General features: G+C 64.6%; 11 protein-coding genes and 1 pseudogene. 5 read left to right on the top strand and 7 right to left on the bottom strand.

Going from position 1 to position 12,876, the window contains the following annotated elements; all coding sequences use genetic code 11:
- Window positions 1-32: 32 nt before the first annotated feature.
- Window positions 33-743, top strand: coding sequence for a Crp/Fnr family transcriptional regulator (locus tag WA317_RS10740; RefSeq protein ID WP_425173010.1), 711 nt, complete (start codon window positions 33-35; stop codon window positions 741-743).
- Here the strand turns inward: WA317_RS10740 and WA317_RS10735 are convergent.
- The 5 genes from WA317_RS10735 to WA317_RS10715 form a co-directional block, all read right to left on the bottom strand.
- Window positions 740-2,596: a CheR family methyltransferase gene (locus WA317_RS10735; protein WP_425173009.1), complete on the bottom strand. Its 1,857-nt coding sequence runs from the start codon at window positions 2,594-2,596 to the stop codon at window positions 740-742. The two genes, WA317_RS10740 and WA317_RS10735, sit on opposite strands and share 4 nt — an antisense overlap.
- 82 nt (window positions 2,597-2,678) lie before the next feature.
- The gene (locus WA317_RS10730) at window positions 2,679-3,437 is read right to left on the bottom strand and encodes an STAS domain-containing protein (protein ID WP_425173008.1); all 759 of its coding nucleotides are present in this window, start codon (window positions 3,435-3,437) and stop codon (window positions 2,679-2,681) included.
- Window positions 3,430-4,449: a chemotaxis protein CheB gene (locus WA317_RS10725; RefSeq protein WP_425173007.1), complete on the bottom strand. Its 1,020-nt coding sequence runs from the start codon at window positions 4,447-4,449 to the stop codon at window positions 3,430-3,432. The genes WA317_RS10730 and WA317_RS10725 overlap by 8 nt, the downstream gene beginning before the upstream one ends.
- 100 nt (window positions 4,450-4,549) lie before the next feature.
- On the bottom strand, window positions 4,550-5,710 hold the full coding sequence (locus tag WA317_RS10720; protein ID WP_425173006.1) for a DUF4873 domain-containing protein: 1,161 nt from the start codon (window positions 5,708-5,710) through the stop codon (window positions 4,550-4,552).
- Window positions 5,707-6,609 (bottom strand): AurF N-oxygenase family protein, encoded by a 903-nt coding sequence (locus tag WA317_RS10715; RefSeq protein WP_425173005.1) that lies wholly within the window; start codon window positions 6,607-6,609, stop codon window positions 5,707-5,709. The genes WA317_RS10720 and WA317_RS10715 overlap by 4 nt, the downstream gene beginning before the upstream one ends.
- A 119-nt stretch (window positions 6,610-6,728) precedes the next feature.
- Here WA317_RS10715 and cobF point away from each other — a divergent pair, with 119 nt between their 5' ends.
- The 3 genes and pseudogenes from cobF (at window position 6,729) to WA317_RS10700 (ending at window position 8,342) form a co-directional block, all read left to right on the top strand.
- A complete protein-coding gene (gene cobF, locus WA317_RS10710) occupies window positions 6,729-7,463 on the top strand; it encodes a precorrin-6A synthase (deacetylating) (protein WP_425173004.1) in 735 nt (244 codons plus the stop codon).
- A 15-nt stretch (window positions 7,464-7,478) separates the two neighbouring features.
- Window positions 7,479-7,721: pseudogene (locus tag WA317_RS10705) on the top strand (DNA-formamidopyrimidine glycosylase family protein); the annotation flags it as partial.
- A 126-nt stretch (window positions 7,722-7,847) separates the two neighbouring features.
- Window positions 7,848-8,342 carry a zinc finger domain-containing protein gene (locus WA317_RS10700; RefSeq protein WP_425173031.1) on the top strand — a complete coding sequence of 165 codons (495 nt, stop codon included), beginning with the start codon at window positions 7,848-7,850 and terminating at the stop codon, window positions 8,340-8,342.
- A gap of 122 nt (window positions 8,343-8,464) precedes the next feature.
- Here the strand turns inward: WA317_RS10700 and pgi are convergent, their stop codons facing one another.
- Entirely contained in the window at window positions 8,465-10,129 is a 1,665-nt protein-coding gene (pgi, locus tag WA317_RS10695) for a glucose-6-phosphate isomerase (RefSeq protein WP_425173003.1), read from the bottom strand.
- A 55-nt stretch (window positions 10,130-10,184) separates the two neighbouring features.
- Window positions 10,185-10,499, bottom strand: coding sequence for a chorismate mutase (locus tag WA317_RS10690; protein WP_425173002.1), 315 nt, complete (start codon window positions 10,497-10,499; stop codon window positions 10,185-10,187).
- A 257-nt stretch (window positions 10,500-10,756) separates the two neighbouring features.
- Here WA317_RS10690 and WA317_RS10685 point away from each other — a divergent pair.
- Window positions 10,757-12,876, top strand: a 2,120-nt coding sequence (locus WA317_RS10685; RefSeq protein WP_425173030.1) for a UvrD-helicase domain-containing protein, incomplete at its 3' end; no start/stop codon positions are given.

The following is a 12,876-nucleotide window of genomic DNA, read 5'->3' as shown; positions in this document are numbered from 1 at the left end:
TATGCGCTGACGAAGTGGGTACCCCGGCGGACATGACGCAACCGGATCTTCGTCGCAATGCGATTCTGGCGCAATTGCCTGACTCCGAATTGACCGCATTGAAACCTCATCTGCACGTCGAGCAGGCGGAACTCCGGCACTCCGCCTACGAGCCGGGCAAGCCGATCGTCGACATCTACTTTCCGCTGACGTCGGTGTTCTCCCTGGTGGCGGTGGCCGAGGAGAAGATCGTGCTCGAAGTCGCCACCATCGGCTACGAAGGAATCGTCGGATTGCCGGCCTACCTCGGCGCCGCGACCAGTCCGCAAGCGGCGTTCTGCCAGGTATCCGGCGCGACCGCCCGCATCGCCGTAGCAGACTTCCGCCGGGCGCTGAGCCGCGACGGCGGGTTGCATGCGTTGTTGAACCGTTTCACGCAGGCGACGATGGTTCAGATCGCTCAAAACGTGGTGTGCAACAGTACCCATTCAACGGAGGCTCGAATGGCCCGCTGGCTGGTCACCACTCACGATCGGGTCGGAAGCGATGACTTTCCGCTGACGCAAGAATTCCTCGCACAGATGCTCGGCGTGCAGCGACCAACCGTTTCCGAGACCGCGCAACGAATTCAGGCTGAGGGCAGCATCCGTTACAGCCGCGGCACAATGACTGTCGTCGACCGGCAGGCACTGAAGCGAACGGCGTGCGATTGCTACCGCATCGTCAAGGCTGAATTCGACGCTCTGCGCAATGGAACGGCCTAGGACTGCGGCTCCATCAACAGCACCGCGCCGTTAACACCCTCTTCGGCAGATGCCTGGAAACCTGTGCAGGTCACCCGCACCTGAATGGGCCGGCCCCGCCGGTTGACCGCTTCGACCGACACTTCTGACGGATTACTCGGGTCTACGAACGCATTGCCGATCAGTGGGCGGACCTGTTCCACCGGCAGTCCGATGTCCAAGGAGGTGAGAGTCCGGCCCCTGGTCTCGTCGGACCGCAGACCCCACAATTCCTCGCAGCCGCGGTTCCAGACGAGTACGCGCATTTCGCGGTCCACCACCACAAGCCCGAGATGTATCGAGTTGACCAACGAGGCAGCGAAAGACCGTGCGTCATCGAGTTCGACACTGCGCTCACGCAATACGTCGTTGATGATGTGCAACTCGTCGTTGGTCGACTGCAGCTCCTCATTCATCGTCTCGAGCTCTTCGTTGGTGGACTGCAGCTCCTCGTTGGTGGTTTCCAGTTCTTCCACCGTCGACTGCAGTTCCTCGTTGGTGGTTTCCAGTTCTTCGTTGGTGGACTGCAATTCTTCGTAGGCCGCCTCCAACTGGCGGTTGGTCTGGACCACCTTGTCCACAAGTGCCCTGGTTGCGGTCACGTCGAAGAAGGCGATCGACACGCCGAGTAAGCCGTTGTCGGAGTCGATGAGCGGGTTGACGTGGATTTCGAACCACACGGTGTCCGAACCGGGGCGCTGCCAGCTGACGTCCTGGATCCTGGCTGACCGCCGGTCGACCTTGGCTTGTTCGAGATAGGCGCGCAACTCGACCGGTCGATACGACACTTCCAGGTCGCGCAGCAGACGGCCGATGTCGCGGGCCGAGAGCCCGAACAGCGATTCGGCCTGCTGGTTGACCATCGCCAGAGTATCCTCGCCGGTCACCACGAGCTGAGCTACCGGACTGGCCCTGAAGGCTGAATCCCGCAACGTGGTCAGGCCGGGGATGTCGCCGTGTCGCTCGTACGGCGCCGCCGCGGAATCGTAGCGGTCCAGTGCGCCTTGAGATGGGATCGATTTCCGGAATATCCGGTGCTTGAGGTTCAGCGGCGTGAACCGGTCGCTGTGACTCAACAGCATCTCAGCATGTCCAAGGAAAAGCGTGCCATGCATGGCGAGTGCAAAATGCAGACGGCTCAGAACATTTTGTTGCGTTTCTGCGTTCATGTACATCAATGTGTTGCGGCACACCAGTAAGTCCACTCGGGAGATGGGTGCGTCTTTCACCAGATCGTTGCGGCCAAAGATCACCGCACGGCGCAGATCTTTGTGGAAGACGTAGCGGCCGTTGATGTTTTCGAAATGACGCTTCAGCAGTTCCGGCGGCACCGACTCGACGGCCTTGGTGTCGTAGGTGGCAGCACGCGCCTCGGTGAGCGCATCTTCGTCCACGTCGGTTGCGTAGATCTTCACTCGCTGGCGAAATTCGTCGGGGCCAAGAGCATCGGCGAGCAGCATCGCCAGGGTGTACGCCTCTTGGCCCGACGCGCAGCCCGCACTCCAGACTCGGATCAAGTCGTTGGGCCCGCGGTCGGCGAGTATCCGCGGAATGACATCCGAGGCGATGTACTCCCATGCCTCGCTGTCCCGAAAGAAGGCGGTGACGTTGATCAGGATCGTGTTGAACAGCGCAGAAAACTCGTCGGAACTGGCCTGCAACACGTCGAGGTACTGCTCGAACGTCTCATACCGGGCTTGGTCCATGCGGTGGCGCACCCGCCGCATCAACGAGGCGCGCTTGTAGCCGGTGAAATCGAACCCGCGGGAGTCACGCAGATATCGCAGCAGCGTCTCGAATGACTCATCTCGATCTGCGTCTACTTTTACAACCATTCCGTTCCATCCGCCGACACCACGTCGCGAATTTGCACAATACCCGCGTGTCTCTCGCGAGTAGTGCCAGTTCGTGGTCAGGCTAGAGCTTGTTTTCCGGACCGACCACCGCCCACACCGTCTTACCCGACGGCGTCGGCAGGTTACCCCAGACCCGGCTCACCGCAGCCACGATCGCGAGCCCGGACACCAGCTGGCCGCCGAGCGGGCCGTCCTCGTGACGAACGGGCAGCATGGGATTGCCGTCCTCCACCGCGACGCTGACGGTGATGCCGTTACTTTCCAGCCGCAACACGGGATCACTTCGGGTGTGTTCCAGCACGTTTTCGACGAACACATTGACGATCACCGTCGCCACCGCGACGAGCTCAGGCATTGACCAGTCCTCCAGCACCTCCGCAACCAGCCTCCGGGCCCGTCGCAGGCTGGACGGGACAGCAGGCAATTCGGCACGGGCTCGCCGTTTGAACGGTTGACCTCGATCGACAAGTCTTGCGAGCGCCGTCTCGGCCGACGGATACACCGGCACGTAGCGGGCCACACCGTTGCGGGCGATGTCGTCTCGGCCGTCCTGATGCGCGCAGGTCAGCATGATCGGAACATCGGGCCACGTCCTGACATGCCAGCGGGCGCTGGTGAATACCGACCATGCCGATGGCGCGGGAACCCACAATTGGGTGACGTCGATGAGCACGGCCGGGGGTTGGTCCATCGCCGCCTTGATGATGGTGTTCCGCAACTCGAGATAGGTGACGCTGTCCAGGACTCCGCTGACTGTGAGCAGACAACATGAGTCCAGGGTGTCGGCGTGCACAACGAGTTGACTGACGGGCTTAGTCACTGGCTCGGCCCTGCTCGACGTAGGCCTCGGTCAACCGGCTGCCCAGCACGCCCAGAGCGTGCTCCGCCTCGTCAGCGAGCGCGTCGTACCGCTGTCGTAACATGCCGGGAGCGACCTGGTCGGCCAGCCGCCGGGACAGCCTGGCCTTCTCCTGCAGGCTGCGCACCGCGATCCACAGCGCACACTCCACCTCTTGATCGCGGGCGCGAAGCAGCGAGTCACCTGTCCAGGCGTGGCCGACCTCGCAGCGGTAATTGCCGTCGCTCACCCCGATCAGCGACCCGTTGCAATCGGGACAGGTGTAACCCGACGGGTGTCCGAGCTCTTCGGTGTCGAATGCCGTCGCAAATCTACGTGCCATCGCGATGCGGTTTTCCAGTTCCATTCGGTCGTCGGGTTTCATATGGCTTTCCTCGAATCCTCGGTCGGCCAGCTCCTTGAGCAGGCCTCCCACTTCCGCCGCCTTTATGTCGCTGTGGTCGATGACACCGGCGTCGACCGCGTTCTGCGGCATAGCGGGAAACAGGGCGTCAAAAGGCGACTGTGCGATGGTGGTGCCGCCACGGGCCCGGATGGCCGCGGATCCCAGAACACCGTCGTCAAGCACGCCGGACAGCAGTACCCCGACCCCATGTCGACCATAGGCCAGGGCCACCGAGCGGAAGAGCGCATTGATGGCGGGCCGATGGCCGTTTTCGGTAGGACCTTCAGACAGAAGGATGCGGTGGTCTTGCACCAGCAAATGATGATTGGGGACGGCGACATAAATTATGCCGTGTTCCAATGGCGTGCCGTCTACGGCGTTCACGGCTCGCAGGGGGCCGTTGCGGTCGATTATGCGGGCCAGCACGCTGGGTGCGCCCGCCGGCATGTGCAGCGCCACCAGCACCGCGTAGGGAAGATCTGGGGGCAATCCGGCGGCAAATTGGGTGAGCGCTTCCACCCCACCGGCCGAAGCACCTACCGCTACCACATTGAGCGTCGTGTGTTCGCCTGCTTCCGCGTTAACCACCCTGTGTGGGCTACCCGCTCGGCTGAGCAGGCAACCCGTGCCGGGTATCAAACCAGGATAACGGGCTTTTTCGGCATCCGACAGGTGCGACGGGGCGTCCTCAGAGTCGAGGCACCGCCAGTTCGGCACCGTTGACTGCAAACGGCGGTGCGCCGACGCCTGCGATCGAATGCACACCCTGGGGGGTCTGCTCGGTGATCCGCGCAGGTGCACTGCGCGTACCGGCATCGAGCATCACCTGCCGCGATCGCCGAAGAACGTCGCTGGGCAGCGGATCGAAGACGGTGCCTTGCCAGTGGTAATTCCCATCCAGCGGATCGACGTGCCCGGTCAGCCGGACGTGCACCTGACGATGGGTGTCGTCGATCGTCAGCGTCGCCGTCCCGTCGTAGGCGTGTTCTTCACGGTCGGCACCGCTCGACACGTCGTAGGCGTGCGCCACCGGGCGATGCGGCAGCGCTCGCAGATGGACGCGCTCGTTGAACACCTGCTGGCTGCTGCGCCGCACTTCGATCCGCGTTGCGCGGGCACCACGCATCAGCTGCAGGCACTCCGCGATGTGGCGCAGTTGTGTGTCGTGATGCGGGCCGGTGAGCCAGAAAAAGTTGGGGAAGCCGTGGACGGCCACCCCGGCATAGGGCTCCATCCCGTCCCGCCAAGACTGCCGGACAGGGGAAAGCTCGTCCCGGATCGACAACCCGGTGCCGAAGACGATCACGTCCACGTCGTGGTCCTCACCGTCGCGGGTGCGGATCCCGGTTGCGGTCACCGAGTCGATGAGTGAGGTCACGAGTTCGGCGCTGCGTTGCCGCCTGACGCGGCTGCGACGACGTGTCAGCATCGGGACGATGCGCCGCGGCGGAAGGCCGAAGACCTTCACGGCGGCGCCGCGGACACAAAGGTGGTCGATCAGTCGGCCGCCGGCGGCGTCACCGCCGACCAGGGCGATCCGCTTGCCGGTCACATCTAGCGCCGGATCCCATCCTCTCGAGTGAAAGGACTGCCCTCGGAAGCTGCTGTTGCGGAACAGATCCGGAATCCACGGGACAAAGGTCTGCTCGTCTGCGGCGACGACCACGCGACTGCGGTAGGTCTCAGCCGACGTTTCCAACACCCAGGTGTCGGTGTCGTCGTCGAACACCGAGCTGCTGACCTGTTGCTCGAGGATGACGACGTCGGCGATGTCGCCCTGACACAGCTGATTTGCGGCACGCGTGGCGACTGCGCCGGTGCCGATGACGGCAACGGCCGCTGGGCTCATAGGAATCTGCTGCGGGTCCATTGCCGGCACGCAATCCGGCCCATCAGCCCGACCTCCGTCAGAAACGCTGCCAGCGAAGCGAATCCGCTCACCTGCACCTGGTAGCGGTGCGGGCTACTCCGCACGGCCTGGCGTGCGCGTCGCGGATCGAGACCGGTACGCGCATACGGGATCGGATTGGTGAACAGATAGCGGAAGAACACTCCGCCGAGCCCGTTGATGTTGGCGATGAACCACCGGTTGACTCGCGGCATCTCGGCCACCCGCTTACGCAGGCCGTCGCGGGCGAACTGGATGTGACGAGCCTCTTCGGTGACGTGAATTCGCATCAGGCGCTGGACGATCGGCTGCATCTCCGGGTCGTCCATCATCTGACGCTGCAGCGCGTCGAAGATCTCTTCGCCGATCAGCGCGGCAACCCACAGCAGGGCGCCGCGGAACAGCAGCGGCAAGGTGTTGATGATGACCCGGTGATACAGCCGCGGGCGGACCGGCTTGGCCCCCACCCGCTCGATCGCCTTGCCGAACATCACCATGTGCCGGGTTTCATCGCCCAGTTCGGTCAGCGCGTAATGTGATGCCCGGCTGGTCGGGTCTTCGTGCATCAGGGTCCGCAGCAGCGCCTGATTGAGGATGTTCTCGAACCAGATGCCCGCCGACAGCGTGTTGACCAACTCTTGGCGTGACAGCTCGATCTGCTGCGCGCGGGTCATCTCTTCCCACATCGGCGTGCCGTAGAGCGACACGATCCTGGGCGGCAGATAGAACTTGTCCGGATCCAGCGGCGCGTCCCAGTCGATGTCGACGACCGGCTGATAGGACTTCTTGACCGAACCCTTGAGCAAACGCTCGGAGAACTCCTCGCGACTGGGCCCATCCGGTTTCACCGCAGTAGTCATCGTTGACGCCCCTTCATCGGTGTCTGCCACCAGACGTTAGGGACGACGTCCGCAAGATGTCAATACCCGCGGTACCGGATACCGGTAGTTCGGGGCCGGCGGCACTAGGCTCGGGCGACATGGCGGGCCGGCACATCCACGTCATCGGCATCGGCGTCGGCGACCCCGACTACCTGACCGTGCAGGCGATCGAGGCGCTGAACGACACCCAGGTGTTTTTCGCGATGGACAAAGGCGAAGCCAAAAGCGATCTGGTCGCATTGCGCCGCCAGGTCTGCGAGCGGTTCATCCGCGAGCCCGGCTACCGATTCGTCGAGTTGCCCGACCCGCAGCGGAGCGCGGACGGCGACTACCGGAGAGCGGTAGCGGACTGGCATTCCGCTCGCGCGCAACTCTGGGCCGAAGCCATCGTGACCGAACTCGGCGCCGATGGTGTCGGAGCGTTCCTGGCGTGGGGCGACCCGTCGCTGTATGACAGCACGCTGCGCATCCTGGACGCGCTGCCGATCGACATCAGCTACGACGTCATCCCGGGCATCACCGCTGTGCAGGCGCTGACCGCCCGGCATCGCATCCCGCTCAACGACGTCGGCGAACCCGTCCTGATCACCACCGGACGGCAGCTGCGCGACCACGGCCTGGCCGGCTCGACCGTGGTCATGCTCGACGGCGACTGCTCGTTTCGCTGCTGCCCCGGCGGCACGCGGATCTGGTGGGGCGCCTACCTCGGCACCGACGACGAGCTGCTGGTTTGCGGCACGGTAGGCGAGGTCGGTGACCGGATCGCCGCGTTGCGCGCTGAGGCGCGCGCCCGGCACGGCTGGATCATGGACATCTATCTGCTGCGCCGGTGAGCGCACACTGGACAGATGCCCGAACTACCCGAAGTCGAAGCGCTGGCCGACCACCTGCGCCGGCACGCCGTCGGCCTGCCGATCGGCCGCGTCGACGTCGCCGCCTTATCGGTGCTGAAGACCTTCGACCCGCCCCTCACCGCGCTGCACGGCCAGCCGGTCGTCGGTGCTGAGCGGTGGGGCAAATACCTCGGGCTGCAAGTGGGCGAGCTGTTCTTCATCACCCATTTGTCGCGTGCCGGATGGTTGCGGTGGTCGGACAAACTGGCTGCCGCGCCGCTGCGGCCCGGTAAGGGGCCGATCGCGTTGCGGGTGCACCTGGGCACGCCGGGGGAGGCGCCCGGCTTCGACCTGACCGAGGCGGGCACCCAGAAACGGCTGGCGGTGTGGCTCGTCGACGACCCGAAACGGGTACCGCAAATCGCCGCGCTGGGCCCCGACGCGCTGGCGCTGGGTCCGGATGATCTCGCCGAGCTGCTGGCCGGCAACAGCGGCCGGATCAAGACCGTGCTCACCGATCAGCAGGTGATCGCCGGCATCGGTAACGCCTACAGCGATGAGATCCTGCACGTCGCCAGGATTTCGCCGTTCGCCACGGCGGGGAAGCTGACCAGCGAGCAGATGGTCATTCTGCATGACGCGATGGTGTTGGTGCTGACCGACGCGGTGAGCCGATTGGTCGGTCAGCAGGCGGCGACGCTCAAGGGCGAGAAACGCTCCGGTCTGCGGGTGCATGCGCGCTCCGGTCTCCCGTGCCCGGTGTGCGGTGACACCGTGCGGGAAGTCTCGTTCGCGGACAAGTCGTTTCAGTACTGCCCGACCTGTCAGACCGGCGGCAAGATACTGGCCGACCGGCGACTGTCCCGGCTGCTCAAGTAGCCAGCCGTTCCGGCGCGAGCGTGCGTGTTTGCACACGACACGCCGCGGAGAAGTGTGCAATTGTGCACGTTCGCGGCGAAGGGGAGCGGGCGCTCAGGCTGTTCGGCCCCGCTCGGCGCGGCTCAAGTAGCCCGGCCGCGCTCCGCGCGGTAGTGGCGCACCAGCGCGTCGGTTGAGCTGTCCGACTGCTTCTGAGGCGCGGCGTCGTCGCTGATCACCGGGACCAGCGCTTTGGCCTGGGTTTTGCCCAGTTCCACGCCCCACTGATCAAAAGAATCGATGCCCCACAGCACACCCTCGGTGAACACCTGATGCTCGTAGAGCGCGATCAGCTGGCCGAGCACTGACGGAGTGAGCCGAGTGGCCAGGATCGACGTGGTCGGCCGATTGCCGGGCATCACCTTGTGCGGCACCACGTCAGCGGGCGTGTCTTCGGCGGCGATCTCCTCGGCGGTCTTGCCGAATGCCAGCACCTGGGTCTGGGCGAACAGGTTGCTCATCAACACGTCGTGCATGCTGCCGGTGCCGTCGGCCTGGGGCAGGTCTTCCAGCGGCTGGGAGAACCCGATGAAGTCGGCGGGCACCAGCCGGGTGCCCTGGTGCAGCAACTGGTAGAAGGCGTGTTGGCCGTTGGTTCCCGGCTCGCCCCAGAAGATCTCGCCGGTGTCGGTGGTGACCGGTGTGCCGTCGGCGCGAGTGGACTTTCCGTTGGACTCCATGGTCAGCTGCTGCAGGTAGGCCGGGAATCGGGCCAGGTCGTCGGAATACGGCAGCACCGCATGGGTTTGCGCGCCGAAGAACCCGGAGTACCACGCGTTGATCAAGCCGAGCAGCGCCGGCGCGTTGGCCTCTAGCGGCGCGGTTTTGAAATGCTCGTCGACGAGATGGAATCCGGACAGGAAGTCTGCGAAGCCCTCCCGGCCGACGGCCGCCATCACCGACAGCCCGATCGCCGAATCCACCGAGTAGCGCCCGCCGACCCAATCCCAGAAGCCGAACATGTTGGCGGTGTCGATACCGAATTCCTTGACCTGCTTCTCGTTCGTCGATACCGCGACGAAATGCTTGGCCACCGCGTCGTCGCCGAGCGCGTCGGTCAGCCAGCGCCGGGCGGCGGTGGCGTTGGTCAGCGTCTCCAGGGTGGAGAACGTCTTCGAGGAAACGACGAAAAGTGTTGTAGCCGGCTCCAAGTCGGCCAGCGTCGCGATCAGGTCGGCGGGATCGACGTTGGAGACGAACCGGGCCGAGATGCCGGCGTCGACGTAGTGGCGCAACGCCTTATAGACCATCACCGGGCCCAGGTCCGAACCACCGATGCCGATGTTGACGACGGTGCGGATGCGTTCGCCGGTGGCACCGGTCCACTCGCCGCTGCGCAGCCGATCGCTGAACTCACCCATCCGGTCCAGCACCGCGTGCACATCCTCGACGACGTTCTTCCCGTCCACCACGAGCTCGGCGTCGCGCGGAAGTCGCAGGGCGATATGCAGAACAGCACGGTTCTCGGAGGTGTTGATGTGCTTGCCGGCGAACATCGCGTCGCGACGCTCTTCGAGGTGGGCCGCCCGGGCCAGGTCGGTCAGCAGCTTGATGGTCTCGCGGGTGATGCGGTGCTTGCTGTAGTCGATGTAGAGGTCGCCCACGGTGACCGTCAACTCGCGGCCGCGGTCAGGATCGTCGTCGAAGAACTGACGCAGGTGGGTCTCCCCGATTTGAGCGTGGTGTTTGCGCAGCGCATCCCACGCAGAAGTGGCCGAGATGTCCGGGATCTGTTCAACGGCAGTCATACTTTTCGACCATAGTCACGCGGCCCGGCGGCCGGACGAACGTAGGCGAAAACGTTCAGTGGCCGAGCCGGCCGCGGCCCAGGCGCAGCAGCAGTATCGCCAAATCCTTGCCCTCGGGACCCAGCTCGCTGTAGCGCTCGATGACCTTCATCTCGCGGCTGTGCACCAGCCGGGTGCCGCCGGAGGCCATCCGCGCTTTACCGATCGTCTGGGAAACCTCGGCGCGGCGTTTGACCGCGGCGAGGATTTCGGCGTCCAGGCGGTCGATTTCGTGGCGCAGGTCATCGATGTCGGGAAGCTGTTCGCTAGCAGTGTCGACGGTCATCGGTGGTGACTCCGTATGGTCGCTGTTGGTGGGTTCTGGTGTCATCCGTCTCGGGCCTCACACAACAGACGAGCCCCGGATCTCCGATGCGGACCGCGGGGCTCTTCTTCGAGCAGCTACACCCCGGGCACCGCTGGCCGGTACCCGTAGAAAAATCGACGAAGCTGCGCATTGAGCACGAAACGAGTGTGCCACCAAGGGTGGTCTGAGCGCAAAGTTGTCGCCGCACGGCGGTAGGTTTGTCATCGACTATGACCGCTGTCGACGATGCAGAGCGGAGCGATGAGGAGGAGCAGCGCGTATTGAGTGTGCATGTGACCGCTGCCAGGTCCGTCCCGAGCGCAGAACAACTCCTTGACGGCCTCAACCCCCAGCAGCGCCAGGCGGTGCTGCATGAGGGCTCACCGCTGCTGATCGTCGCCGGCGCCGGGTCCGGCAAAACCGCGGTGCTGACCCGGCGTATCGCCTACCTGATGGCGGCGCGCGACGTCGGGCCCGGCCAGATCCTGGCGATCACGTTTACCAACAAGGCCGCTGCCGAAATGCGCGAACGTGTGGTGCAACTGGTGGGGGCTCGGGCGGGATCCTCTTTGTGGGTGGCGACGTTTCACTCGACCTGCGTGCGGATCCTGCGCAACCAGGCGTCACTGATCCAGGGGCTGAATTCCAACTTCTCCATCTACGATGCCGACGATTCCCGACGGTTGCTGCAGATGATCGGCCGCGACATGGGCCTGGACATCAAGCGGTACACGCCACGTCTGCTGGCCAACTGCATCTCGAATCTGAAAAACGAACTAATCGATCCGGAGAAGGCCGCTGACGACATCACCGACGGCACCGACGACCTGGCTCGCACGACGGCCTCGGTCTACGCCGAATATCAGCGCCGGTTGCGCGTTGCCAACGCGCTGGACTTCGACGACCTGATCGGCGAGACGGTCGGGGTGTTGCAGACCTTCCCGCAGATCGCCCAGCATTACCGGCGCCGCTTCCGCCACGTCCTGGTCGACGAGTACCAGGACACCAATCATGCGCAGTACGTGCTGGTGCGCGAGCTTGTCGGCCGCGGCCTCGAAGACGGAAAGGACGGCGTGCCGCCCGGGGAGCTGTGCGTGGTCGGCGACGCCGACCAGTCGATCTATGCCTTCCGAGGCGCCACGATCCGCAACATCGAGGACTTCGAACGCGACTATCCGGACGCCACCACGATCCTGCTGGAACAGAATTACCGCTCCACGCAGAACATCTTGTCGGCGGCCAACTCGGTGATCGCCCGCAATTCCGGCCGCCGCGACAAACGGCTGTGGACCGACGCCGGCGAAGGAGAGCTGATCGTCGGCTACGTCGCCGACAACGAGCACGACGAAGCCCGGTTCGTCGCCGACGAGATCGATGCGCTGGTCGACCGCGGCGACATCACCTATGACGACGTCGCGGTCTTCTACCGGACCAACAACTCGTCACGGTCGCTGGAAGAGGTGTTCATCCGCGCGGGTATTCCGTACAAAGTCGTGGGCGGCGTGCGGTTCTACGAACGCAAAGAGATCCGCGACATCGTCGCTTACCTGCGCGTGCTGGACAATCCCGGCGATGCGGTCAGCTTGCGGCGCATTCTCAACACGCCGCGACGCGGCATCGGTGATCGCGCCGAGGCCTGTGTGGCGGTGTACGCCGAGAACACCGGTTCCGGCTTCGGCGACGCGCTTCAAGCGGCCGCCGAAGGCAATGTTCCGTTGCTCAATCCGCGTGCGGTGAAAGCGATAGCGGGTTTCGTCGAACTGCTCGACGAGCTGCGCGCCAAACTGGCCGACGATCTGGGCGACCTGGTCGAGGCGGTGCTGGACCGGACCGGATACCGGATGGAACTGGAAGCCTCCACCGATCCGCAGGACCTGGCCCGGCTGGACAACCTGAACGAATTGGTCAGCGTGGCACACGAATTCAGCACCGACCGGGAGAACGCAGCCGCGCTCGAAGACGGCCCGGATTCTCAAGACGTTCCCGACGATGAGGACGTGCCGGACACCGGTGTGCTGGCGGAATTCTTGGAACGCGTGTCGCTGGTCGCCGACGCCGACGAGATCCCGGAACACAGCGCCGGTGTGGTCACCCTGATGACGTTGCACACCGCCAAGGGCCTGGAGTTCCCGGTGGTGTTCGTCACCGGCTGGGAGGACGGGATGTTCCCGCACATGCGGTCGCTGGACGACCCGCGTGAACTGTCCGAGGAACGGCGGCTGGCCTACGTCGGCATCACCCGGGCGCGGCAACGGCTGTATGTCAGCAGAGCCGTCGTCCGGTCCTCCTGGGGCCAGCCCATGCTCAATCCGGAGTCGCGTTTCTTGCGCGAGATTCCCCAGGAGCTCATCGAATGGCGGCGCACCGCCCCCGCGCCCTCGTTCAGCGCGCCGGTCAGCGG

Origin of the sequence: Mycobacterium sp., assembly GCF_049802695.1 — a bacterium.
Lineage (GTDB): Bacteria > Actinomycetota > Actinomycetes > Mycobacteriales > Mycobacteriaceae > Mycobacterium.
The sequence above is the reverse complement of the archived record's forward strand: the minus strand, read 5'-3'. Positions and strand labels throughout refer to the sequence as shown.